Source organism: uncultured Zhongshania sp., assembly GCF_963975605.1.
Taxonomy (GTDB): Bacteria; Pseudomonadota; Gammaproteobacteria; order Pseudomonadales; family Spongiibacteraceae; genus Spongiibacter; species Spongiibacter aquimaris.
The window spans coordinates 171477-196105 of sequence record NZ_CAXBHN010000002.1 but is presented as its reverse complement, the minus strand read 5'-3'; the positions used below and the strand labels follow the sequence as shown (position 1 = coordinate 196105).

The window sequence follows — 24629 nt, the reverse complement described above, 5'->3', positions numbered from 1 at the left end:
AAAGCGATGGCGCTAGATGCTAGACCGGAGAGGGGAGACGCAAAAGCTGTTTTCCCGCTTCGAGTCTGAAGCCTGGCAGCTGATGGATATAATCAAATTTTTATAACGGGCTTGGGTTGATTTTGACGTTGCATCTCCCGTCCCCCGTCCAGCATTAAGCGATCAATTATGACGATTCAAATCTACAACACCCTCAGCCGCAGCAAGCAGCCTCTTGTGCCCCTGCAGGACGGCAAGATTAATATGTACGTCTGCGGTATGACGGTATACGACTTCTGTCATCTCGGACATGCGCGGGTGTTGGTGGCGTTTGACGTCATTACACGGTATTTGCGTGGCAAGGGTTTTGCCGTCAACTACGTGCGCAATATCACTGATATCGACGACAAAATATTGCGCAGGGCGGATGAAAATAATGAGCCCTTTGAAGCGTTAACTGAGCGTTTTATTAAGGCCATGCACGAAGATGCCGCGCGGCTGGATATTATGCCGCCAGATATGGAGCCCAGAGCGACCGCTCATATCGCTGATATCTTAACTATGATCGCCACATTGATAGAAAAGGGCTTCGCCTATACCGCTGCAAATGGCGATGTGTATTATCGGGTCACTGCATTTGTTGACTACGGAAAGTTATCGGGTAAAAACCCGGATGAGTTGTTATCTGGCGCGCGTATTGCGGTCGATGAAGCTAAAGATGACCCCCGTGACTTTGCGTTGTGGAAAGCGGTTAAAGACGATGGTGTGAGCTGGCCGTCGCCTTGGGGGAAGGGCCGCCCGGGCTGGCATATAGAATGTTCAGCCATGTCTACTTGCTGCTTAGGAAATACCTTTGACATACATGGTGGTGGGCCGGATTTGGTTTTCCCGCATCATGAAAACGAGATAGCGCAGTCTGAAGCGGCAACAGGTCAGCGTTACGCGCAGACGTGGATGCATGCCGGCGCGGTGCGGGTCGATAATGAGAAAATGTCGAAATCGCTGGGGAATTTTTTCACCATTCGTGAAATTCTCGATCGCTATCATCCGGAAGTGGTGCGTTATTTTCTTATTTCCAGCCACTACCGCAGCGCTATTAATTATTCAGAAGATAATTTACTTATTGCCAAGCAAAACCTGGAGCGCTTTTATCACGCCTTTAAAGGATTGGGTGTTGTCATCGCGCGACCTTATGCAGAGCTAGATAAAGACGATGTTTACGTTAATCGATTTGATGCCGCTATGGCAGACGATTTTAATGCACCCGTCGCCTTGGCGGTGCTTTACGATATGGTAAGAGAGTTAAATAGTGCAAAAGAAGCACTCGAAACTGAACGTGTTGCGTGTTTGGCTAGCAATTTAAAATCCATGGCGGCCTTGCTCGGCATTTTACAGTTATCAGCCGATGAGTTTTTACAGGCGGGTAGCGGTGATCAGTTAGCGGCTGACGCTATTGAGGCGTTAATTGCAGAGCGCGTGCAAGCCAAGAAAGATCGGCAATTTGCTCGTGCAGATGAAATTCGCGATTCCTTAAAAGCGCAGGGTGTCATTTTGGAAGACAGCCGCGAGGGCACTACTTGGCGCCGTGAATAAAGGCGCCTCGTCGCAAAGGCTGTTCAAATTAATTATTGGTTGGGTAGGGCGTTGCGGTGAAAAAAAGTATTCTTCTATGGATGTTTGCAGTACTCGTCGGGTGCACCACGCCAAACCTATTGTTAGATGGTGGCTTCTTGGCGACGGCAGATTATTTTCCTGTTACTGGCCGGCAAGGCTGGTTGATTAATCAGCGTCTCGGTTTTGCGTCTTTTGTCACTGGCAAGGTAGACCGCGATTGGGACAAGACTAGCACGCTCGAAATTGGCGATTTTGAAAGTGTCCGTCAAGCCGGTGCATATCGCTTTTCATTTTCTGATGGCGTCGAAAACGTTGCTCAGCTTGATTGCAAAAGTGGAGAAGACAGCGACCATGTGAATCTTCGCGGCGTGCTCGGCGGCGACGCCAAGTGGATCGTTGATGCCGAATCCTTTCTGAATTGCTCGTTGTTAGAGTGGGGCGAAACCGTTGCTTGGAAGCTGGTGATGTCGGCTAACGACGAACACTTACGCGGCTATTTATTCTCCGGCAAAGAGGCGATGCCGGTATACGAAGTGCTTGGCACTGATGAGCTAGAAGGCAGCGCTTGGCCTGTGGGTAAGATTGTAGGCTATCTCGTTTATCGCGATGGCCTGCAGCTTGCGGCAATTCAGGTGATGAACGAAGGCGGTGTGTGGATCGATAGCAAATTATCCCCAGTTGAGCGGCGCAGGCTTGCTAGTCTCGCTGCGGCTTTGCTGCTTTATAGCCCGAGTGAATCTTAGTCTTATCCGAGCTGTTTGATTGGCGGACAAAGTCTGAGTAACAGTAGGCCGAAAATAGCGCCCAGACTATTTGCAAGGAAATCTAATATCGACGCATAGCGACCTGGTGAATAGGCTTGCGCTATCTCCAGTAGACCGCCGTAGGCACAAATTGCAATGACGGCAAGGTGTAAATGGTGACGTTTAAGCGTCAGCGGGTAGGTCAATAAGACAAACACCAGGTAGGCGCCAAAGTGCTGAAGCTTGTCCCACAGGTTTAGGTCTGGCATCGCCGCTGAGGGGACTATTGAAAAATAAGCGATGAAAAGCGCGAAGCTCAGAACGGGCATGAGTCTGAGCGTGTTTCCGGTGACTGTCATTTTGCCTGATAATCATCCGGTAACAGGGCCGCTAATCTCTTTTCTGCGGCGCTAACAATGTGTTCAATGTCTTGGCCGTCAAAGTCTTCTAGTGGAAAGCGCTCGCTGTGCAAGGTCACGTTACCAAAGGGTTTCGGGAATTTAGATTTGTCCCAAGTTGACTCAATTCTCCAGCCTTGATATTCCGCTCGGATGAGGTAGAGCGGCACCTTTGCCCGCATGGCTAACACGACTGCGCCGGCTTTCATTTCATGACGGGGGCCGCGAGAGCCATCGACGGCGAAGGCGACGGTTTTGCCTTTTCTCGCCGCTTTAAGTAGCTGCACAAAGGCGTCTTTGCCGCCCCGGCTCGGCGAACCGAGGGCGACTTCGTAGGTGTAGCGTTCCATCACCATTGCTATTGAGTAGCCGAAATGATTTTGTGAGGCTATTGCGGCGATATTCTGGTTTTTATATCTGTGAATAATGGGGAGGAGTTCGTCGTGATAAACCGCCATCACACAGGGTTGTTCTAACGCCAGCTGGCCTTTAAAGCGCAGAGTATTCATTACCCAGAAGAAGATCTGCAGAATACCGCTAAGCAGCAGCCGCGCAAACTTCTGCGCGGGTCCTATTTTTTTGGGTGGTTTGTTTACCCTAGCCATGATGCTTGTCCGTGTTAGGCGATGGCTTTTTCGCCGGAGTCCACGCTTTGGAATATCAGAGTATTGATCGTCATGGGGCCAACCCCGCCTGGTACAGGAGTGTAAGCACTAACCCGATCGACTAGAGGTGCAAGCTCAATATCGCCGACGCCGCCCGGATGGTAGCCGGCATCGACAACAACCGCGCCGTCTTTAATCCATTCCGCTTTGATAAATTCAGGTTTACCCACTGCGCCGACTAAAATATCCGCCTGCTTTATCAAGGCTGGTAGGTTTTGCGTGCGTGAGTGGCAGATAGTCACAGTGGCATTGGCCTCAAGTAGCATCATGGCCATTGGCTTGCCGAGAATGGCGCTACGACCGACTACAACAGCATGCTTGCCTTCGATCCCAATCTTATAGTGCTCTAATATGCGCATAATGCCCTTGGGGGTGGCGCAGCCATAAGCTTCTTCGCCCATTGCCATGCGGCCAAAGCCGAGGCAGGTCACGCCGTCGACATCTTTGTGAAGAGCAATCGCATCGAAACAAGCGCGCTCGTCTATTTGTTCTGGAACAGGGTGTTGTAGCAAAATGCCGTGAACATTGGGATCGCTATTTAACTCGTCAATTTTGGTCAGCAACTGCTCTGTGGTGGTCGATCCGGGCATTTCCACTGCCAGTGAATCCATGCCTACGCGTCGACAGGCATTGCCCTTCATCTTGACGTAAGTAGCGGAGGCGGGGTCATCGCCAACCAAAATTGTCGCGAGTATGGGGGTGCGGCCGTTTGAACGGCTTTTTAGCGCCGTTACGCGGTTTGTGAGTTGTTCTTCCCAGCTTGCAGCCAGTGTTTTACCGTCTAAAATCAACGCCGTCATTCAGATAGGTCTCGCATAAAAAGGTGATTTAAATTAGGATGTTATTGTCGCATGTGCACAAACTACAGGCCAACAAATCAATCGAATAATTTTTCCCAAAACCGTTGACGAGATAAAAAGGTCTGCGTATCATGCGCAGCTCCTGTAGCGGGGCATACGGGAAACGAAAAACGGGGTATAGCGCAGTCTGGTAGCGCGCCTGCTTTGGGAGCAGGATGTCGGGAGTTCGAATCTCTCTACCCCGACCATTTTTCGTATCTCAGTTCGGACGGTTTTGCGCCCGTAGCTCAGCTGGATAGAGCAACGGCCTTCTAAGCCGTCGGTCACAGGTTCGAATCCTGTCGGGCGCGCCATTTACAGGACGATTTTTCCCCCAATGGTGGCCGTAGCTCAGTTGGTAGAGTCCAGGATTGTGATTCCTGTTGTCGCGGGTTCAAGCCCCGTCGGCCACCCCATTTTCTAAATATCTCCCCTAAAAACAGTTCGCGTTTTCAGCGCGCAGTTCGCATTTTTAATGTTGGTTTTTATCTGTTTTTTTATTGCGGTTTCGATTTCTCGCCACACCTTATCTCCTCCTAAGTTATGGTTTTTTTAAATTTATCCTAGCCGTCAAGCCGGCAAATTGCTTCGAATGTGTCGTAGTCGCCATTTTCGCGTTTTGGCTGTGTGATTGCCGTCACAAAACAATATTAATAGCGGTTTCTACCTATTGCTTCGCTATTTAAGCTTCAAGGCTTTGATTAGTATTGGCGCCATAGGTTTAGCCTGTGTTTATGGTTCACTGGGATTTCTTTTTTTGTGTTGTTAAGTACCGCGGAACAATGACGTTCCAGTAGAGGGTTTCTGCTGCGTACATGGAGAATGCAATTTTGATCTATGTACGCAATTTGTTTGCGAAAATGTAATGTTGCAACTGTTTTTAAAGGCAGCTGCGGAAAACACGCTCTTATATCTCGCAATATTTTCGGCAAATCTTCTCAGCTGTATTTAATTTCCTTATTTATCCGTCGTTTGAGTTTTGTGACCGCTAGCAAAGTGATTGCTGGCGGTCGTCTGGCGTGTGGTTTTGGTAATGTGTCTTCGACAATTGAGTTGGAGATTTAGTGTTCAATTGGGAGCGTTATAATGGCGTGTTTACGCAAGCTATTGTCTATATTTACGGTGACGATGGCATTGTTATTTTCGACGGTTGCAACAGCAGATGCTCTTACAGATCTACTTAATACCTTAGGTTTAACTCAGCTTTTATCGGAGGTCGGAACCACAGTAGGGACCGTTGGTGCCTCAGTTTTGGATCCCGTCGGCACTGGTGATAATGACTTTCTTGGCGCGGATGCCCTCAACCCAGAGAATGATCTAGGCCTTACGTTGGCTTCGGGGGAGCTGCTTGGTTTTGGCAATAAAACCGGTTCTGGTACTGCAATACCTATAGATGCGCTGGGTTTGTCGCAGTTAATAGGTGCGCTTGGCTTAAATTATGAAAGCGGCATTGTCACGCAACTGCGCAGTTTAGTTGGTCCTGAGGGAGCGATAGTGGTTCCCGTGGTGGGCGCACTAGAAGGTCTTACCGACCAGCTTACTGCTGGTGGTGTTCAGATGGCTCAAATGTTGTCGCTGCCAGGCTTAGATGGTCAGCCAATAGGTCTAGCCTTACTTGGTGCGGCTGACTCGGGTAACGCCGCTGCAGACGGCTTGGCCGGAATTGCGTTGTTAACACCCGGTTCTTCAGGTAACGGCGGCATAATTGGTCTTGCAGTATTGTCTGGTAATAATTCAGGCAATGGCGATTTGATTGGTGTTTCTGTTTTAAGTGGCAGCAATAGTGGCAACGGCAGTCTTGCTGGCATAGCTGCAATATCTGGCAGTAATTCCGGTAACAGCGATGCTGTTGGCGCAGCTGTTTTGTCTGGCGACAATGTCGGTAATGGCGGTAGCGCGGGGCTGGCAGTATTGAATGGCGATAATTCCGGTAATTCTGACTTTGGCGCAATTGCTGTGTTGAATGGCGATAATTCAGGTAATTCCGAAACCGTCGCTGTTGGTGCATTAAACGGTGCTAACTCGGCGAATGGTGGATTAGTCGCTGTGGGCGCGCTGAACGGGCCTGGATCTGGAAATGGCGGTTTAATTACGGTTGCAGTAGCGAATGAGGCGGGTAATGGTGGTGATGGCTCTGGTGGTGGTGATGCAGGTAATTGTGCTGCTACCGGTGGGGTGGGCTGCGCGGATCGCAATAATGTAGCTTTGCTGGATAGCTGTAAAGATTTGGATGCTGACGGCGTTTGTGATGATCGAGATGAGTGTTTAGATACGCCGGCTGATATGCCGGTCTTTTTAACCGGCTGTCACTTAACCGAAGATGCGGCGCTTGTTTTGCGTGGTGTTAATTTTGAATTCGATCGCGCTGATCTTACGCCAGAGTCGTTGCCAATTCTTGAGCATGCCGTAAAGGTACTTGAGGCTAAGCCAGCAGCCTTGGTAGCTGTGGATGGGCATACTGATGCCAAAGGCAGTGATGAATACAATATCCGTCTTTCTTACGCTCGTGCAGCGACCGTGTATAACTATTTGATCGAAGCTGGCATTGAAGACAAGCGTCTTGCATATCGCGGCTATGGCGAATCTGTTCCAGTTGCTAGCAACGAAAATGACGACGGCAGTGACAATCCGGCAGGGCGTGCTGAAAACCGTCGCGTAGAGTTGAATATTCTCGACGGTGACGTGTTTCAATCCGTTAAAGAACAGAACAACGCTGATCAGTAATTATGACGACGGTCAGCTTTTGGCTGCCCCGTCGAATCTCTATTAAATTTAATATGCTTACAATTGCATATTAAGCCTTTATCAAAGGACTTGTATTTATGGCAATTGATTTTCCTCCGGCGTTACCACCACAGTTAACGACTCCGCAATATATCGAGTCAGTGTCTGGCGCCTCTGCAAGCTACAATGGGAAGGTTAACGGTTACGAGTTGCGGGTTTCTGGAACCCACTATTTAAGTAACGACGAGTTAGATGCCATTTTCGTGGCCGCGAAAACACCGTCACAAGCAATTTTTTTAATGAACTCGCTGGTTTTGCGCAAGGGTCATTTGTTGGTGACGATGCAATATGCACCGGACAGTAATGTTGTTTATATACACGCTGTACAAGGTCGAGTGGCGGATGTCCAGGGCGATCAGCTTGGTGAGTTTTTTGAGGGTTTAGTTGGTGATGCGGATTTAACGCGGGCTGAGTTTGAGCGCGCTCGAGTTATGGCAAATGTAAAGAGTCAGCGGATCGGAATGGATTACTCAGTATCGTATCAGAATGATGCTAATAATCCTGAAGATGTTGTGCTGGTTTTTGAGCCGCGGCCAGTAGAGGATTTTGACTCAACTGACGTGGTTTTCCAAATTGGCAACCAGGGGAGCCGCTACGTTGGCCGTTATTTTGGCGATGTGGGTATAAGTCATAATTTTGAGAACGGTACGCGAGCAACTTTTGGCTATGAAACGGCGTTTACTGACTTAGGTGAGTCGCGAAATGGTGAGGATTATCACCGCTTTCAGTTGTCCGCTGATCGTGCATTTAGTACTGGCCTATATGGCATTACAGCTAGTCATACTGAATACACACAAAATTTCGGTCCGGTTCCAATCACGACAATTACGGGCGGCGGAACCCCGCTTTGTGATTTGCTAGGGCCTTTGGGCGGGCTGCTTGGTTGCAGCGCGCCGACAACGACCACGACGACGCAAAACCTCTCTTTAGATGCGGACATTAATGCGGTCGCGTTAACAGGTGAGCAGGTTTTATCTGCTGATTTGACGCACCGCTTTAATTTATTTGAGCGAGTTGAGTATATTGATTCCCAGATTGACGCCGGGATGTTTGGCAGTCTGCAAGACGAAAAATATGGCACTGTGGAGCTTGGTGCAAAATATTTTTCTGCTACTTTGATCGACGGCAAAACCTTCCGTTGGTCGGCGCAATTGTCGTTAAAAGCAGGTGTAACTGGCGACAGCGGTACTCTTGGTACGGCAACAGCGACGTCGCCCGAAGTCGGGCCTACGACGCGCACTGCGGAATTTGTTGTGGTGTTGCCGAAGGTTGCGGCGAAACTGCCTTTATCCGACGCTTCGGAACTGAATTTTAATTTCTCTGCGCAGATTGCGGATGAGCAGCTACCGCAGCAGCAGCAATGGGTGCTTGGTGGTATGAGCGCACTTAGTGCTTACCTGCCAGGTGTATTGTCTGGTGATTCAGGTTACTTCACGGCAGCGGATTTTACGCATAAATTTATATTGGGTGGCGTTGATCTCTCGGCCTCAGTATTTGTTGAATACGGTGCATCGCAATTTGAAAATGCTAGTGGGTCAGCGGGTGCTGAACGCAGTATTGCCGATATGGGCGCGCGTATTGGAGCTGACTTAGGTTGGGGCATAACTCTTGATGCTGTGGCTGCTAGACCACTTATGGACGACGGTTTTGAGTCGAGCGATGAGCTAGATAAGCTTGAGGCAGACTTTTACGTTGTACTCAAAAAGGTATTTTAATTAAGCCATTGAATGGCGCTTACCTGCTTAATGTAGATAAGCGCCGCTTTTAATAAGTCTAGTAAAAACGCGACGATTTTAATTTTGGGGTTTTAACGCAGGCAGCTCAGATACGATTTAATACAGTTATCTAAGCCGAGTTCGATGGCGTCAACGGTAAAGGCGTGACCGATGGAGACTTCTAATAGTTTATGCACGCTATTCTTAAATAAAAATAAATTGTGAAGGTTTAGATCATGTCCTGCGTTAAGGCCAAGCCCGACTTCTACGGCTACGTCACTGGCGGCTATAAATTGCTTCAGCACGTTGTCCTGATGAAGTGAGCCGAAACTTTCTGCATACGGGCCGGTGTAAAGCTCAATGCGGTCTGCGCCAATGTCCTTTGCAAGTCGAATTTGAGCTGGATCTGGATCCATAAAAAGGCTGACGCGAACACCTAGGGATTTTAATTCTGCAATGATTGGCGTAAGGCGATCGCCATCTTTACGTAAGTCGAAGCCGTGATCAGAAGTAAGTTGGCTGTCGGTATCCGGTACTAACGTGCATTGCGCAGGTCGTGTTAAGCGGATTATTTCCATAAAGCCGGGATAGTCGCTTACGTCACGTCGATCGCTTTTGCAGGCTGGTGCGAAAGGGTTGCCCTCGATATTAAACTCGACGTCTAATAAGGTGGCGAGTTCGTAGCAATCATCCGCGCGAATATGGCGTTGGTCAGGGCGTGGATGCACAGTAATTCCGTGTGCGCCGGCGCTTATGCAGCGCACTGCGTGCAGGGCAACGCTGGGGTATTCTGTATCGCGGGAATTGCGAATTAAAGCAATTTTGTTCAGGTTGATACTTAGCGCAGTCAAAATGACCCCTCGCGCGTAGGCGCAATAGTTTCGCTTACTTGATTGTCGTGCTAATAATCAGAATTGGTTCAACCGGCACGTCGTCCATGCCGCCAACGGAGTGAGTGTTGCTGATGGCGATGTCGCGAACGATGTTCTCTCCCTCAATCACTTTGCCAAATACGGCATAGCCATCGCGTCCCATACGGGAGTCAAGGTCCAGATTCATGCGCATGTTAATGAAAAATTGAGAGCGGGCACTATTAGGGTCGTCTGTGCGAGCCATGGCAATAGTCCAGCGATCGTTTCTAAGTTTACTGGTTTTGGACTCGTTGACAATACTTTCGCCATTGGGCTTTTCCACTAAGTCTGGCGTAAAGCCGCCGCCCTGAACCGCAAAGCGGCGAATGACACGATGAAATATGGTGCCGTTATAAAACCCGCTTTTTACGTAGCCTAAAAAGTTTTCAACGGTGACTGGCGCTTTATCCGGGTAAAGCTCAAGGGTGATGTCACCCTTCGAGGTCTCTATCACAACCACGGGATTGGCCTTAGTTTCCTGCCCTAAAGCCGGCGTAACGGCGGCTAGGCCGAAAATGGCAAAGACCAGTGCAGGTAGAAAGCGCATGTTTAGCCCCAATCAGAACGTCGTTTAGGCATCATTCGCGGGGCTATAAGAGCAATCATCACGCCGATAAGTACGGCGAATGCCCCGTTTAAGAAGAATTCGTTTTCTTTGTTTTCACGAAGGCGGGCATTGTCGGTCTTTAATACGTCGACTTCACTGCTGAGCATTTGATTTGATTCAAGCAAGCGGCGGTTATCGTCATCGAGTTTAATGCTGTTGGCAGAAATACGTTTAATCTCTTCTAGCTCTTCGGCTAGTGATTTATTTTCAAGTTGAAGCTCTTCAACGATGCTATTGGTTTCCTGGCTGCTTTGGGTGGTGTTTTCCAGTTTTTTTTGCAGCTCCTTGTTGATGCCGCTCAGCTCATCAATTTGCTTCTTGTTGGCGGCCAACTGGCTTCTTGCGGCTGGAGAGCTTATCAAATAATGGCTTGGCAGCCAGCCTTCAACGCCCTTGTCAGTGCGAACCTTTGAGTAGCCGCTGTCTTCGTTTGTACTGATTAATTCGAGCTTCTCGCCACTTGGTAGGCCGCGATGAATGATGCGGTATTTTGAACCGTCACCTACGCGCAGTGGTACATAAATTTTATCGCTGATATAACGGGTGTCGGCGAAAGACGCGCTTGTCAAACAAAACAGGATCACTGACAAGCCGAATATAAATGATTTTTTCACTGTATTTTCCACGTTAATAAACTGCGCTAAATATTTAACATTGAAGGATAAAGCACTTATTAGAGTAGTTCAAATTCTGCATCAATTACGGTAATACTTTTTTGTAAGGCTTAACTAACACCTTGGCGTAAACACCGGCTTCAATATAGGGGTCGCTGTCGGCCCATTGCTGTGCTTCTTGAAGCGATGCAAACTCAGCTACGATCAAGCTGCCGGTAAAACCTGCTTCGCCCGGATCCTCGCTATCAATAGCGGGGTGAGGTCCAGCTAGCACGAGGCGCCCCTGGGCTTTGAGTGCTTGAAGTCGCTCAATATGTGCGGCTCGAGCGCCTAGTCTTTTACTGAGGCTGTCTGCAACATCTTCACTGATTACTGCGTATAACATAGAAAATCCTAATGTATTCTGAAAATGTCGTCGAAACTGAGCGCGGTTAATTTTTCGATCTGTTTGACTAAATAGAATAGGGCGCCCAGCATAACTAAGGTGCAAGGCAGCGCTATTACCGGAAAGCTGAGGCCGGTCATCTTTCCTAATTCCGCACTGTATTCAGCTGTTCCCGGTGGGCTCACCAAGAGTACTTTGGCGAGGATATAATTGAGCGTCGCCGACAGAAAAAATGAGAAGGCGACTAAATAGGTCGCGTTGCGAAGTGCCGCGTCAAACATGCTTGCGTTGTTATGCTCCTGCAGCGCGCTGCTTATTTTTTCAGTGTAGATAACTTCGTCATTGAAGAGGAAGGTTTTGATCAGGGGGTAAGGGGTATACAGTGACACTAAAGTGGCGATACCGATAATTGCCGGTATGCTGGCTTCCTTAATGGCGATGTATTCGGCGTCCAGCTCCAATAGGCTAATACCGCCTGTTAATAAGACGCTGATAAAGCCAAGGATCGCAAAGGCATTGGCGCGACGTGATTTCATGAAGTCGTAAATGCCAAAACTTAATGGGAAGGCGAGGGCAATCACGATACTATAGCGAGGCCCCAGGTAGGCATCGCCGCTGAGCTTAGTTAGTATCAATGTGGGTACAATGATGTTGAACAAAAGATTGACGATGACGCTGTGGCGCTGAGGTGTATTTGCCTGGTCCGGCATTGGAAATCCCGTCGATAAATGTCAGTAAAAGGGTTGGAGAAGATTATCCGCCCACTATACCCATTTTAATTTTTCACCACTAGCCTCGGAGCATATTTGGCGTGATAGTTGATTTACATACCCACACCACAGCCTCAGATGGCGGCTTGAGCCCAGAGGAGTTGGTGTTGCGCGCCAAGGAGTGTGGAGTGCAATTACTGGCGGTGACTGACCACGATACCATTGACGGCTATACATCGATCAGCGAAATCAGCACTGGAGAATTAAAACTCATCGCGGGGATAGAGCTATCGTGTACGTGGTCGGGCGTTAATATTCATGTGCTTGGCTTGGGTATAGATACCACTTGCAGTCGGTTACAGGCAGAGCTGTCTGATCAGAGCGCTGCGCGTGGCGAGAGAGCTAAAATCATCGGCGATCGGCTTGCAAAGCTCGGATTCAAAGACACATTTGAAGGTGCATCAGCGCTAGCTGATGGACGAGCCATTGGCCGCCCTGATTTTGCACGGTTTATGGTGGCACAGGGTTATGTAGATTCAATGGCGACTGCATTTTATAAATATTTAGGTGCGGGCAAAGTGGGTGATGTTAAGGCGATGTGGCCGTCACTTGAAACCATAATAAACTGGATTAAATCAGCAGGTGGGGTGGCGGTATTGGCACATCCACTGCACTACAAGCTGACCAATGCCAAGCTGCGGCGCATGTTGGCAGATTTTAAAGAAGCCGGTGGTGAGGGCTTAGAGGTCTGCAATGGCCGACCATCGCCTAGTGATTTAAATTACCTCCGTCAGCTCTGCACTCAATTCGACTTTGAGGCGTCTGCAGGCAGCGATTTTCACCAGCCCAGTAATTGGCTGGAACTCGGTTGCAATGCCGATATCGTGGCGCCGTGCAAGCCGGTTTGGGCGCGCTGGCAACATGTAGAATCAACAATATAAGTACTTTAAGGTAGGCGCAGTGACTCAATTTTTTCAAATACATCCAGAAAACCCGCAAGCTCGTTTAATTAAGCAGGCGGCCGATATCATTCGAGGGGGCGGGGTGGTTGCTTACCCAACCGACTCGGCTTACGCACTAGGTTGTCAATTAGGTGATAAATCAGCGCTTGAGCGTGTGCGAGCTATACGCCGCTTAGATGAAAAGCATAACTTCACCTTAATGTGCAGCGATCTTTCTGAGCTGGGAACCTATGCCAAGGTCGACAATAGCGCGTTTCGCTTGCTGAAAGCACATATCCCTGGGCCGTATACGTTTATATTGCGGGCGACGCCAGAGGTGCCAAAACGCTTACATCATCCTAAGCGTAAAAGTGTAGGTTTGCGTGTGCCGGCAAATCAGATTTGCTTGGATTTAATGGCGGAGCTCGGCGAGCCCTTGATGAGTGTGAGTTTAATATTGCCCGGTGAAGAGCTACCCATGACGGATCCCTACGATATTCGCGATACCATCGGCAATCTCGTAGACCTTGTTATTGACGGCGGTTACTGCGGCATGGAGGCCACCTCGGTGATCGATTTGGTTGACGATGTTCCCGTCATTATTCGCCGTGGTTTGGGTGATGTGAGTCAATTTGAGGATTCGCTGTGACGGGCGCCCAGATCAACGTATAATCGCGCCCTTGGTAGATGATATCGTGAGATCTCAGTAACAGTGCAAGATAAACCTTCAGAAAAGCTCGCCGTAGAACAGCCTGATGCAGCGCCGCTGGCTGAACAGGATTCGGTGTCGCCTGACATATTGCTCGGTCGTCTGGAGCCTTTGCCAGACGCTGCGCAGCAAGCCATCGAGATTGTTAGTCTCAAGGCTATTCGGCAATTACCACAGCAGGGCGAAATGCCTTTCGCGGTGGTGCAGGGCAAGCCGCTCACCGAAATTCCCAAAGATTTGTATATACCACCTGAAGCACTAGAGGTGTTTTTAGAGGCGTTCGAGGGGCCACTCGATCTGCTGCTTTATCTTATTAAGCGTCAAAACCTCGATATTCTGGAAATAAACGTCTCGCAGATCACTCAGCAGTATATGCAGTACGTGAATATGATGAGCGCGATGCAGTTTGAATTGGCGTCGGAATACCTCCTCATGGCGGCCATGCTGGCCGAGATCAAGTCGCGTATGCTGCTGCCTCGTTCGGCGGACGTGCTCGACGACGAAGAGGATCCGCGTGCGCAGCTGATTCGCCGCTTACAAGAATACGAACGCTTTAAACAAGCGGCTGAAAACATCGATCAACTCCCGCGAATGGGGCGTGATAATTACGCGGTTGTTATTGAGCCACCACCGATGTCAAAGGTGCGCGCTGAGCCGGATGTAGACCTAAAAGAATTGCTTATTGTGTTGGGCGAAGTATTGCGTCGTGCCGACCTATTTGAAAGCCATCAAATACAGCGCGAAAAGCTGTCAACTCGCGAACGTATGTCCGAGGTCTTAGCCGTATTGCGATCGGATAGCTTCGTGCCGTTTGTTACCTTGTTTAAAGCGGAAGAGGGACGTTTAGGCGTCGTGGTAACTTTTCTGGCGATTATGGAATTGATCAAAGAATCTTTAGTAGAAATTGTACAATCAGAGGCCTTCGCGCCAATCCACGTAAAAGCGAAAGTTATATGATGCCGGATTTACCGCAGTTAAAACGAATCATCGAAGCCGTCTTGATGGCAGTGGGGAGGCCCGTATCCCTGCAGCATATCGCCGAGTTATTTGACGCCGACGAAAGGCCGAGTACGGGTGATATTCAAGATGCGCTGAATGCGATTGGCCAGGACTGCGCTGGTCGAGGGTATGAGCTTAAAGTCGTCGCCAGTGGCTACCGCCTTCAGGTGTGTGAAGATCTCGCGCCTTGGGTAGGTCGCCTGTGGGAGGAAAAACCGCAGCGTTACTCCCGCGCCATGCTAGAAACCTTGGCTTTGATTGCCTATCGCCAGCCGATCACCCGCGGTGATATTGAAGATATACGCGGTGTAGCGGTCAGTTCGCAAATCATTAAGACTATGTTAGAGCGCGAATGGGTGCGCGTGGTGGGCCACAAAGATGTACCTGGTCGGCCTGCGATGTATGCGACCACCCGTAAATTTTTAGATTACTTCAATTTGCGTAATCTCGATGAATTGCCGAGCCTGGCTGAAATTACCGATCTCGATACGATGAACGGTGAGTTAGAGCTGCACACCGGTGAGTTTGCTTTAGATAGCAACAACGGCGAAGACACGACGGCGGAGTCAGACGCGCAGACGGAATCAGAGTCCGAGCTAGTTACCGAAATAGATACTGAAATAGAAGCTGAGTCGGAAAGCAACGTTATTGAAGACGAGGTTTACGACAAAGAATTCCCACCCGAGACCAACTTTTAATGATACAAACCGACGAAAAACTGCAGAAAGTATTGGCTCGAGCTGGCTTGGGTTCACGCCGGGAAATGGAAAAAGTAATTAGCGAAGGTCGTGTACTCGTCGATGGCCGCGTAGCAACGTTGGGCGACCGCGTAGACTCGGCAGTCAAAATACAAGTAGATGGTAAGCCTTTGCGTCTCGATACCGCTGCGGCAAAGCCGCGGGTATTGCTGTATAACAAGCCTGAGGGCGAGATCTGTAGCCGCAAGGATCCCGAGGGGCGACGCTCGGTATTTGATCGTTTACCGCGCTTACAAGGTGAGCGCTGGATATCCGTTGGGCGTTTAGATTTCAATACTACCGGCCTGCTATTGTTTACAACCGATGGCGATCTCGCGAATAAGCTAATGCACCCCTCAACAACCATTGAGCGCGAGTATCTGTGTCGGGTGATGGGTAATGCGACAGAAGACGTGTTGAAGCGCTTAACAGACGGTGTGCAGCTGGAAGACGGTGTCGCGCGCTTTAGCGATATCGTCGACGGTGGCGGAGAAGGCATTAATCACTGGTATTACGTGGTCATTATGGAAGGTCGCAACCGCGAGGTTCGGCGCCTGTGGGAATCCCAAGAATTACAGGTTAATCGTTTAAAGCGCGTGCGTTACGGTTCGGTATTCATTCCCTCTAAAGTCAAAGTGGGGCAGTGGATAGAGTTAGATGAAAAAGAGATTGCCAATGTCTACGGCATGGCAGAATTAGCGATGCCAGTTACCGAAGCACCTGCTGGCGGGCGGGGGCGTAGAACGCGGTAATTAAGTTGCTGATCAATTTTAACTTGGAATTGGATTGGTTTAACTAGGTATTGAGCGGGAATAAAAAAAGGCCCTAAGGGCCTTTTATCTACAGTATTTGATTAATGAAACGCCTGTTTTTCCAGAGCGGTGGCGGTATCAATACCATCCCAATGATCGGTGCGTCCCTCTCGCCAGCCTGTCATCCACTCCTGTTTAAGTTGCTCTTGATTATGGGGACAATTGTCTTTTTGCCTGCCGGAAATGCCTGCTTGATAACCACGTTGATATGCTCTTTCAGTCATGTCGCGTTTCTGTCTTCTCATAGGGCATTAGCCTCCACGTATTTAGTCAACATGTCGCTACGGTATTGCTTGTTCGCGCAACAGCCGGTTTTCTGTCACCATCGCGATGCGTTTGATCGCGACAGGATCTTCATGTAATCAAACTTTCATATGTTTCGTCGAAGACCTATTACTTATAAGTATTGCTGGTTTTAGATGTAAGACGTATAAAGAATTAAGTTGTTGTTAAGTAAGTTGAATTTTTCCATCACTAGCACCCATTAGAGGTTTTATGAGTCAAAGATATTCTTTTATTGCTACTTGCCCAAAGGGTTTGGAGCAACTTTTGGCTTCAGAAATCTCTGCCTTGGGGGCAGAGCTCAATCGCGAGACCGTCGGTGCGATGAGTTTTAGCGCGGATGTCGCGACAGCCTACCGAATTTGCTTGTGGTCGCGCTTGGCCAATCGTGTTTTGCTGGTCTTGACTGAATTTCGCGGCGAAAGCGCCGATGCACTGTATGACGGCTTAAAAAATCTAAAGTGGGATGAGCATTTATCTGCAGATAGCAAAATAACCGTCGACTTTAATGGCCAGTCTAATGATATCCGCAACACGCATTTTGGTGCTTTAAAAAGCAAAGACGCCATAGTCGATTATTTTTTGGCTAGGGGGGCGCAGCGCCCAAGTGTTGATAAAGAAAACCCTGATGTGCGAGTCAATGTGCGCTTGCGCAAGGGCTATATCACCGTAGCAATCGATTTATCAGGGGAGAGTCTGCACCGCCGCGCCTACCGCAGCAGTGGCGCTATGGCGCCGCTAAAAGAAAATTTGGCCGCGGCATTATTGTTGCGTGCCGACTGGCCGGGTATGGCAAGCCGAGGGGGTGGCTTAATTGATCCAATGTGTGGATCAGGCACCCTGCTGATCGAGGCGGCGATGATGGCGATGCAGATTGCGCCGGGTTTGTTACGAAGCCGCTGGGGGTTTACCGGCTGGCGTGGCCACGACTCAATCGCATGGGATAGTCTCTTGGAAGAGGCGCGCGCGTTGCGCAGTAAGGCGATGGCTAAAGACTGGCCGGAAATTCGCGGTTACGACGCCAACGGCAAAGTTGTCGCCCAAGCTGAGGAGAATATCGACAATGCGGGGCTAGGTCGCTTTGTAAAAGTATCTCGTCGTGAGCTTGCGCAATTAGCAATGCCGACTCACAGAACCGTGCCTGAAGGTTTGCTCATTACCAACCCGCCTTATGGTGAACGCTTGGGGGAGCAGGCGGAGTTGCTGCATTTATACCGTCACCTTGGTCAAGCCATGAAAGCTCATTTTACAGGCTGGCAAGCGGCGATATTTACCGGGAATCCGGATCTCGGTAAGCGTATGGGCGTGAGAAGCCATAAGCAATACCAGCTCTTAAACGGCACCATTCCTGCGAAGTTATTATTATTTAATATTAATTCTGAGGCATTTGTCGTCGAGCGCGATCAGGCGCAGCAGCAGGATAAAAACGCGGCGTCGGATGTGCAGCTGACTGCCGGCGGTCAAATGTTTGCGAACCGTCTTCGGAAAAATATTAAACGTTTAAGCAAGTGGAAAAACAAAAACGAGATTGAATGCTACCGGGTTTACGACGCCGACATGCCCGAGTACGCCGTGGCGGTAGATTGTTACGGCAGCGCAGTGCATATCGCCGAGTATATGGCTCCGGTGACTATTTCAGAAGAAGATGCTGAGCGCAGATTGCGGGAAGTCATCGAAGCGGTAAGCCAAGTATTTTCTGTTTCCGCCGGTAATATCGCTATCAAAGAGCGCAGGCGGCAACGCGGCAAAGATCAGTACCAGCGGCAGGCACCACGAAATTCTTTTATGGAATTGAGAGAGGGGCAGGCTAAGATTCTGGTTAATCTATTTGATTATCTGGATACGGGACTTTTTCTAGATCATCGTCCGGTTCGTTTAGATATTGCCGCGCGTGCAAAGGGAAAGCGGTTTTTAAATTTATTCAGCTACACCGGCGTTGCATCCGTGCAGGCTGGTATCGGCGGTGCGCGCTTTACTACGTCGGTGGATATGTCGCGAACCTATTTGCAGTGGGCGAGGCGTAATTTATCTCTAAATGGCCTCAGCGAGGCTAGGCATAGAACTGAGCACGCGGATTGTCGAAAGTGGTTAAAAAGCTGCGAAGATCAATATGACCTTATTCTGTTAGACCCGCCTACATTTTCAAATTCAAAACGCATGGATGATGTGCTCGATACTCAGCGCGATCACGGCGAGTTAATAGATGACACAATGCGCTGCTTAGCACCGGATGGCTTGCTGATATTCTCTACCAATAAACGCGACTTTAGTCTCGACGATGGCGTGGCAGAGAAATATCAAATAGAAGATAAAACGAAATGGTCCTTAGATGAGGACTTTTCCCGCGGTGGTAAACCGATTCACTACTGCTGGTATATACGCCACCGCTAGGGGGGGCGTTTTTCTTCAATAATGACGGCGAAGTTTAGTAGCTATAACCTATTCGCAGACCGTAGGTGTCGAGTCCACGATTGTCGTCGTTATTGAGAATGCTGCCATTAGATATGTGGTCCAAAAATAAGCTGGCAGATATCGCATCGCTTATTTGGTAGCCCAAGCTTATTTCAAATCGGAATAGTTCTCGCGATCCCAGCTCGCGCTTGTTATTCGATTTCTTTTCCAAATCACCATCGTGTACTGCGAAGCCGACACCGATCTCTCCATACACTGGGGAGGCACCGAAGGCGAGTCGCCCCGTGCCGCCAAGATAGGCGTAGCTGGTGCCATCTGATAAGTTGATGACAGCGCCGCCATGTGCGTAAAGGCCAGAATTGTCGAAGCGTTTCAGCAAATGATGATAGGCAATGTTTACGTCGGGCCCATCTTCGGTTTCACTGGCGATTGGACCCTTGTTGTGGGCTAAACCACCCAAAAAGACGATGTGTTTAGGTAGCATATTGGGTGTCGAAGATTCAGCGTGGGCGCCAAGACTCATTAATAAAGCTGCCGATGTTAAGCAGAGAGTGCGAGTGAAATGCATTGCGGTCATTGTTGTTTTCCCTGAAATAAATAGCGTGAACGGCTGTGCTCAACTTTCCAATGTTTACCACCTGCCACGGCAGAGCGGCGATCGCTAATTCGGCATATTACCGGCTTCGCTTGGGGAATAGCTGGGAAGAAAAAGGGCGCTGCAATTGCGGCGCCCTAGATAAATCAGAGAAGTGTTACGTTTGCTGCTTGAGGGCCTTTCTGGCCAGTCGTCACGTCAAACTCGACTGCCTGACCTTCTGCCAGGGTTTTAAAGCCTGAACCGCCAATGGCGCTAAAGTGAACAAAAACATCTGGTCCGGAGTCTTGCTCAATAAAACCAAAGCCTTTAGTTTCGTTAAACCATTTTACTTTTCCAGTGCTTCTGGACATATTGTGTACCTCGTTGCGTGGTTGCCTTTTTTGGTGCTTGAGCTGAGATAGGCAGGGACTTATGAAACAGAACGAGGTACTAAAAACGACTTCGTGGTGCTATATACATAAAACCAAGCTGCATCCGTAGCCAGCAGATCCATTATATACATACTCGCAAGCACGATAGGAAGACTTTTGCACCCTAAAAAATGAATTTTTTATTTCGTTTTTCTCGGCGGCAAACCCGTGTGCTGAGTGAGAATTCTGCGACCTTTGCCATTTTTGGGCGTCCAGTTGGCGGGTTGGCGCGGCGGGACCAAGTGCTTTTTGCCATAACCGATTAAATCTTTACGGCCCATGCTTAGCAGTGAGTCGCGAATCGATGGCCAGCCCTCGGGGTCGTGATAACGCAGATAGGCTTTATGTAAGCGCCTTTGTTTTAAGCCTTTAGCACTGACAACGTCTTCGCTGGTTCTCGATACTTTCTTGAGCGGATTTTTGCCGGAGTAATACATGGCGGTCGCGTTGGCCATTGGCGAAGGGTAAAAGGCTTGAACTTGATCGGCCCTAAAACCATTGCTTTTTAACCACATCGCCAGATTCATCATGTCTTTGTCGGTGGTGCCGGGATGAGCCGCGATAAAGTAGGGAATTAAATATTGTTCCTTGCCCGCTTGTTTTGAATATTTATCGAACATGGCTTTGAACTTGTCATAGCTACCCATACCCGGTTTCATCATTTTGGAAAGCGGGCCGTCTTCCGAATGTTCGGGGGCGATTTTTAAGTAACCACCAACGTGGTGAGTGACTAATTCCTTCACGTACTCCGGGGTTTCGATCGCTAAGTCGTAACGCAGACCTGAGGCGATTAACACTTTCTTCACGCCGTCCAGTGAGCGCACGTCACGGTATAAATCTATCAATGGTGTTTGATCGGTATTCAGACTTTTACAAATACCGGGAAACACGCAGGACAGGCGTCGGCAGCGACTTTCTATTTCGGTACTCTTGCAATTTAGCCGCCACATATTTGCTGTTGGCCCGCCAAGGTCCGAGATGACGCCGGTAAATTCCGGGGTTTTATCGCGGATGTTTTCAACTTCTTTGACGATCGATTCGTGGGAGCGACTCTGGATAATACGGCCTTCGTGCTCAGTGATAGAGCAGAAGCTACAGCCGCCGAAACAACCGCGCATGATGTTGACTGAAAATCGAATCATGTCGTAGGCGGGGATTTTTGCCTTGCCGTACACCGGGTGCGGTTTACGCTGGTAGGGTAGTTCAAACACCCAGTCGAGTTCTTCGGTGGTCAAGGGAATGGGCGGTGGATTCAGCCAGACTTCTTGATCGCCATGGCGTTGAACCAGGGCGCGGGCGTTGCCGGGATTGGTTTCAAGATGTAAAACCCGTGCCGCGTGGGCGTAGTTTACCGGGTCATTTTTAACGACCTCGTAGTCCGGCAGGCGAATGACTGTTTTTGCTGAATCGGTGCCAGCCTTGCGCGCTTGCAAGGGATCAATAATGCGGACGGTTTGAACTTCTTCTTGGGCTTTGGCAACGTCTTCATCGTCGTTCTTTTTACAGCTCTCGGTGGCGCTGGTATCGACGTAGGGGCTGGTAATGGGGTCGACCTTGCCTAATTGATCTACGCTCGCAGAGTCAATTACGGTCCAGCCCGTTGGGATGTCTCGAATAACGTAGGCTGTGCCGCGCAAGTCAGTGATGCTATCAATTGGGTCGCCGCGGCCTAGCCGGTGAGCAACATCAATTATTGCTCGCTCGGCATTGCCGTACAGCAGTAAATCTGCCCGAGAATCAAGTAGTACCGAGCGCCGAACTTTGTCGCTCCAGTAGTCATAGTGGGCGATACGCCTAAGGCTGGCCTCGATGGAGCCAATAATAATGGGCGTGTCTTTATAGGCTTCGCGGCAGCGCTGTGAGTAGACAATAACGGCGCGATCAGGTCTTTTGCCACCCTCGTTATCCGGTGAGTAAGCATCGTCATGACGCAAGCGGCGATCAGCCGTATAGCGGTTGATCATCGAGTCCATATTGCCCGACGCGACCCCAAAAAACAGATTGGGCTGGCCCAGTTGTTTAAACGCCTCAGCGGACTGCCAATCAGGTTGGGCAATAATGCCAACGCGAAAGCCCTGCGCTTCTAAGACGCGGCCAATGACCGCCATGCCAAAACTTGGATGGTCTACATAGGCGTCACCGGTCACAATGATGATGTCGCAGCTGTCCCAGCCCAGCGCATCCATCTCCGCCCGTGAGGTCGGAAGGTAGCTGGCGGTGCCAAAACATTCAGCCCAATATGGGCGATGGCTAAATATGACTTTAGGTGTTTGCATAACTGATGACATGGTGCGGACGCAGAATTCTGAATGAAGGCGCATTATACGTGATAATGTGGTTTCTTGCTGGCCTGAGTCAGCTTCCAACGAAATATAAAATCATGCAGTAAGTGCTTGAATATTTTAATAAATAATTACTAAATAGATGCCTTGTGGGCGGACCTTTTGTAAAGGGGTACAAAATGGAGTGGTTAAATACCAATATTGCGTATTGGCACTGGATGGTTTTTGGCATGCTGTTGGTGGCAAGTGAGATTTTTATCCCCAGTTTCGTGATGATCTGGTTTGGCGCTAGCGCCATTGCGGTAGGCCTAATTTTAGCCGCGATTGACATGCCGTTTAGCGTCCAGTTGCTGGTGTGGTTACTCATGTCGGTGATCGATTTGGCGGTGTGGTTTAAGTTTGTTCACCCCAAGATGAAAAACAAATCTTTGTCGGGTATGTCACGCGAGCAGGTGGTAGGGCAGGAAGCCATGGTAATAAAGCTGGGGGCAGAATTTGGTCACGGCACCTTGCGATTTTCCATACCGATATTGGGCAGCGACGAATGGGAGTTTATATGTCGCGACCCCGTATCTGTAGGTGATCGGGTAGCGGTTGAAGATGTGTCTGGCAATTCACTGATTGTCAAACTGGCTTTAGGGCAGGCGCACTAAGCAATTTATTGGAAATGGTATTACGTCATTAAAGGAGATGGGCGATGGATGGCTTAGCAGTGGTAGTCGCGTTGGCGATTTTGGTAGTGGTGACCTTAGCGAAGGGTGTTCGCACCGTGCCACAGGGTTACAAACACATTGTGCAGCGTTTAGGTAAGTATCATGTCACATTGAATCCCGGTTTGAATTTTATTATCCCCTACATTGATGCGGTAGCCTACAAGCTCACCACCAAAGATATAGTACTGGATATCCCCTCGCAGGAGGTCATCACCGAAGACAATGCGGTCATCATTGCAAACGCTGTTGCTTATATAAACATCGTCTCACCCGAAAAAGCGGTTTATGGCGTAGAAAATTATACCTTTGCCATTCAGAATTTAGTGCAAACCGCATTGCGTTCTATTGTTGGTGAAATGGCGCTGGATTCGGCCCTATCGTCACGGGATCAAATTAAAGCCAAGTTGAAAGCAGCGATATCAGCCGATATCGCTGACTGGGGCATCACCTTAAAGACTGTAGAAATACAGGACATAAATCCCTCCATGACCATGCAGCAGGCAATGGAAGAGCAAGCTGCAGCAGAGCGTCAGCGACGTGCTGCCGTGACTAAAGCCGAAGGTGAAAAACAGGCTGCGATTCTGGAGGCGGATGGTCGCTTAGAGGCATCTCGTCGCGATGCGGAGGCGCAGGTAGTGTTAGCCAAAGCCAGCGGCGAGGCAATTACCCTGGTGTCGGAAGCGGTTGGCGACCAGGATTTGCCAGTTTTGTATCTTTTAGGCGAGAAATACGCGGACGCCTTAGTGAAACTATCAACCTCAAACAATGCTAAAACAGTCGTATTGCCTGCAGATTTGCCACAGGCCTTGCGCGGAATTTTGAATAAGGTTTAAACATCTTCATGAATCATACATTTCGATTGGTAATCAGTTGCCCAGATCGGGTGGGTATTGTTGCGCGAGTAAGTCAGTTTGTAGCGGATCAAGGCGGCTGGCTTACGGAGGCTAACTATCATGCTGATGCTGAGAATAATTGGTTTTTTATGCGCAATGAAATCCGCGCCGATTCTCTGCAGATGGGGGCGGAGGCTGTTCGCGCCGCCTTTGCCCCGATCGCAGACGAATACGGTATGCGCTGGGAGTTGGTGGATTCGTCGGTAAAACGCAAAGTTGTCATATTGGCGAGTCATGCCTCGCACTGTATTGCAGATATTTTACACCGCTGGCATAGCGGTGAGCTGGATTGTGACATTCCCTGTGTCATCTCTAATCACGAGAATTTGCGTAGCATGGTGGAGTGGCACGGTATTCCCTTTGAATACGTCGCTATTGACCCCCAAAACAAGGCGCCGGCACACGCGCGCATTATGGAACTTACTGGCGAGTATCAAGCAGATTGCGTGGTGCTCGCGCGCTATATGCAGATTATTCAACCTGAATTTTGCCGAGCTTACACGGGGCGAATGATCAATATCCACCATAGCTTTTTGCCGTCATTCATTGGCGCAAACCCTTACCAGAAAGCGTTTGATCGAGGTGTGAAGCTGATTGGCGCAACCAGTCATTACGTGACGGAGCACCTTGATGAAGGGCCGATAATCGAACAAGATGTTATTCGCGTGTCGCATCGCTACAGCAAGGACGATCTTGTTCGGCTGGGTAAAGATGTCGAAAAGTCTGTGCTCGCGAGGGCGTTGCGAAATCATTTAGAAGACCGGGTGCTAGTGCTCGGGAATAAGACGGTAGTGTTTGATTAATCTAGATAAACGGGCACTGTCATAAAATTGTCACCAAATGTCGTTTTAATGCTGCTTACAAATATTGTTAAAAA

Annotated in this window: 25 protein-coding genes and 3 tRNA genes; 16 read left to right on the top strand and 12 right to left on the bottom strand. The window is 49.3% G+C overall.

Annotated elements, in window-relative coordinates:
- Nucleotides 1–168: 168 nt before the first annotated feature.
- Both cysS and AAC007_RS03235 read left to right on the top strand, forming a co-directional pair.
- Entirely contained in the window at nt 169–1572 is a 1404-nt protein-coding gene (gene cysS, locus AAC007_RS03240) for a cysteine--tRNA ligase (protein WP_339674587.1), read from the top strand.
- 56 nt (nt 1573–1628) lie between these two features.
- Entirely contained in the window at nt 1629–2336 is a 708-nt protein-coding gene (locus tag AAC007_RS03235; protein WP_339674586.1) for a hypothetical protein, read from the top strand.
- Nucleotides 2337–2338: 2 nt separating this feature from the next.
- Here AAC007_RS03235 and AAC007_RS03230 read toward each other — a convergent pair whose 3' ends face one another.
- From AAC007_RS03230 to folD, 3 genes are read right to left on the bottom strand one after another with little or no spacing between them, the layout of a single operon-like run.
- Nucleotides 2339–2695 carry a VanZ family protein gene (locus tag AAC007_RS03230; protein ID WP_339674584.1) on the bottom strand — a complete coding sequence of 119 codons (357 nt, stop codon included), beginning with the start codon at nt 2693–2695 and terminating at the stop codon, nt 2339–2341.
- Nucleotides 2692–3339 (bottom strand): DUF374 domain-containing protein, encoded by a 648-nt coding sequence (locus tag AAC007_RS03225; RefSeq protein WP_295871969.1) that lies wholly within the window; start codon nt 3337–3339, stop codon nt 2692–2694. The genes AAC007_RS03230 and AAC007_RS03225 overlap by 4 nt, the downstream gene beginning before the upstream one ends.
- Nucleotides 3340–3353: 14 nt before the next feature.
- Entirely contained in the window at nt 3354–4199 is an 846-nt protein-coding gene (gene folD, locus AAC007_RS03220; protein ID WP_296435260.1) for a bifunctional methylenetetrahydrofolate dehydrogenase/methenyltetrahydrofolate cyclohydrolase FolD, read from the bottom strand.
- 171 nt (nt 4200–4370) lie between these two features.
- Between folD and AAC007_RS03215 the strand changes: the two genes are divergently transcribed.
- From AAC007_RS03215 to AAC007_RS03195, 5 genes are all read left to right on the top strand, one after another.
- Nucleotides 4371–4447: transfer RNA gene (locus AAC007_RS03215), tRNA-Pro, on the top strand.
- A 28-nt stretch (nt 4448–4475) separates the two neighbouring features.
- Nucleotides 4476–4552: transfer RNA gene (locus tag AAC007_RS03210), tRNA-Arg, on the top strand.
- Between the two features lie 26 nt (nt 4553–4578).
- Nucleotides 4579–4654 (top strand) — tRNA-His (locus AAC007_RS03205).
- Nucleotides 4655–5324: 670 nt separating this feature from the next.
- The gene (locus AAC007_RS03200; RefSeq protein WP_295877485.1) at nt 5325–6962 is read left to right on the top strand and encodes an OmpA family protein; all 1638 of its coding nucleotides are present in this window, start codon (nt 5325–5327) and stop codon (nt 6960–6962) included.
- A gap of 98 nt (nt 6963–7060) precedes the next feature.
- A complete protein-coding gene (locus AAC007_RS03195) occupies nt 7061–8737 on the top strand; it encodes a ShlB/FhaC/HecB family hemolysin secretion/activation protein (RefSeq protein ID WP_295877487.1) in 1677 nt (558 codons plus the stop codon).
- 92 nt (nt 8738–8829) lie between these two features.
- Here the strand turns inward: AAC007_RS03195 and AAC007_RS03190 are convergent, their stop codons facing one another.
- The 5 genes from AAC007_RS03190 to AAC007_RS03170 all read right to left on the bottom strand — a co-directional run bounded on the left by AAC007_RS03190 (nt 8830) and on the right by AAC007_RS03170 (nt 11964).
- Nucleotides 8830–9588 (bottom strand): pyridoxine 5'-phosphate synthase, encoded by a 759-nt coding sequence (locus AAC007_RS03190; protein WP_295877489.1) that lies wholly within the window; start codon nt 9586–9588, stop codon nt 8830–8832.
- Between the two features lie 34 nt (nt 9589–9622).
- On the bottom strand, nt 9623–10195 hold the full coding sequence (locus tag AAC007_RS03185; RefSeq protein ID WP_295877491.1) for a peptidylprolyl isomerase: 573 nt from the start codon (nt 10193–10195) through the stop codon (nt 9623–9625).
- Nucleotides 10196–10197: 2 nt separating this feature from the next.
- Nucleotides 10198–10869, bottom strand: a complete 672-nt coding sequence (locus AAC007_RS03180; RefSeq protein WP_295877492.1) for a TIGR04211 family SH3 domain-containing protein — start codon at nt 10867–10869, stop codon at nt 10198–10200.
- Nucleotides 10870–10954: 85 nt separating this feature from the next.
- Entirely contained in the window at nt 10955–11254 is a 300-nt protein-coding gene (locus AAC007_RS03175; RefSeq protein ID WP_295877494.1) for a YciI family protein, read from the bottom strand.
- Nucleotides 11255–11262: 8 nt separating this feature from the next.
- Entirely contained in the window at nt 11263–11964 is a 702-nt protein-coding gene (locus AAC007_RS03170; protein WP_295877496.1) for a VC0807 family protein, read from the bottom strand.
- 101 nt (nt 11965–12065) lie between these two features.
- Here AAC007_RS03170 and AAC007_RS03165 point away from each other — a divergent pair, with 101 nt between their 5' ends.
- The 5 genes from AAC007_RS03165 (at nt 12066) to rluB (ending at nt 16102) form a co-directional block, all read left to right on the top strand.
- Entirely contained in the window at nt 12066–12905 is an 840-nt protein-coding gene (locus AAC007_RS03165) for a PHP domain-containing protein (protein WP_339674581.1), read from the top strand.
- Between the two features lie 19 nt (nt 12906–12924).
- Nucleotides 12925–13554 (top strand): L-threonylcarbamoyladenylate synthase, encoded by a 630-nt coding sequence (locus tag AAC007_RS03160; RefSeq protein WP_295877499.1) that lies wholly within the window; start codon nt 12925–12927, stop codon nt 13552–13554.
- A 195-nt stretch (nt 13555–13749) separates the two neighbouring features.
- On the top strand, nt 13750–14571 hold the full coding sequence (locus tag AAC007_RS03155) for a ScpA family protein (RefSeq protein ID WP_295877668.1): 822 nt from the start codon (nt 13750–13752) through the stop codon (nt 14569–14571).
- A complete protein-coding gene (gene scpB / locus AAC007_RS03150) occupies nt 14568–15311 on the top strand; it encodes an SMC-Scp complex subunit ScpB (RefSeq protein WP_339674580.1) in 744 nt (247 codons plus the stop codon). Before AAC007_RS03155 ends, scpB begins: the two co-directional genes overlap by 4 nt.
- Nucleotides 15311–16102, top strand: a complete 792-nt coding sequence (rluB, locus tag AAC007_RS03145) for a 23S rRNA pseudouridine(2605) synthase RluB (protein ID WP_295877500.1) — start codon at nt 15311–15313, stop codon at nt 16100–16102. The genes scpB and rluB overlap by 1 nt, the downstream gene beginning before the upstream one ends.
- Before the next feature lie 101 nt (nt 16103–16203).
- Here the strand turns inward: rluB and rmf are convergent, their stop codons facing one another.
- On the bottom strand, nt 16204–16407 hold the full coding sequence (gene rmf, locus AAC007_RS03140; protein ID WP_219041569.1) for a ribosome modulation factor: 204 nt from the start codon (nt 16405–16407) through the stop codon (nt 16204–16206).
- Nucleotides 16408–16657: 250 nt separating this feature from the next.
- Here rmf and rlmKL point away from each other — a divergent pair, with 250 nt between their 5' ends.
- On the top strand, nt 16658–18835 hold the full coding sequence (rlmKL, locus tag AAC007_RS03135; protein ID WP_295877502.1) for a bifunctional 23S rRNA (guanine(2069)-N(7))-methyltransferase RlmK/23S rRNA (guanine(2445)-N(2))-methyltransferase RlmL: 2178 nt from the start codon (nt 16658–16660) through the stop codon (nt 18833–18835).
- A 34-nt stretch (nt 18836–18869) separates the two neighbouring features.
- Here the strand turns inward: rlmKL and AAC007_RS03130 are convergent, their stop codons facing one another.
- The 3 genes from AAC007_RS03130 to AAC007_RS03120 all read right to left on the bottom strand — a co-directional run bounded on the left by AAC007_RS03130 (nt 18870) and on the right by AAC007_RS03120 (nt 22152).
- The gene (locus AAC007_RS03130; protein ID WP_295877504.1) at nt 18870–19433 is read right to left on the bottom strand and encodes an acyloxyacyl hydrolase; all 564 of its coding nucleotides are present in this window, start codon (nt 19431–19433) and stop codon (nt 18870–18872) included.
- Nucleotides 19434–19597: 164 nt separating this feature from the next.
- Nucleotides 19598–19804 (bottom strand): cold-shock protein, encoded by a 207-nt coding sequence (locus AAC007_RS03125; protein WP_219041566.1) that lies wholly within the window; start codon nt 19802–19804, stop codon nt 19598–19600.
- A gap of 200 nt (nt 19805–20004) precedes the next feature.
- Nucleotides 20005–22152 carry a YgiQ family radical SAM protein gene (locus tag AAC007_RS03120; RefSeq protein ID WP_339674577.1) on the bottom strand — a complete coding sequence of 716 codons (2148 nt, stop codon included), beginning with the start codon at nt 22150–22152 and terminating at the stop codon, nt 20005–20007.
- 173 nt (nt 22153–22325) lie between these two features.
- Here AAC007_RS03120 and AAC007_RS03115 point away from each other — a divergent pair, with 173 nt between their 5' ends.
- Genes AAC007_RS03115 through purU form a run of 3 tightly spaced genes read left to right on the top strand, consistent with a single transcriptional unit; the run spans nt 22326 to nt 24555 of the window.
- Nucleotides 22326–22799: an NfeD family protein gene (locus AAC007_RS03115; protein WP_295877509.1), complete on the top strand. Its 474-nt coding sequence runs from the start codon at nt 22326–22328 to the stop codon at nt 22797–22799.
- Between the two features lie 44 nt (nt 22800–22843).
- Entirely contained in the window at nt 22844–23692 is an 849-nt protein-coding gene (locus tag AAC007_RS03110; protein WP_295877511.1) for a stomatin-like protein, read from the top strand.
- A gap of 8 nt (nt 23693–23700) precedes the next feature.
- Entirely contained in the window at nt 23701–24555 is an 855-nt protein-coding gene (purU, locus tag AAC007_RS03105) for a formyltetrahydrofolate deformylase (protein WP_295877513.1), read from the top strand.
- Nucleotides 24556–24629 lie beyond the last annotated feature (74 nt).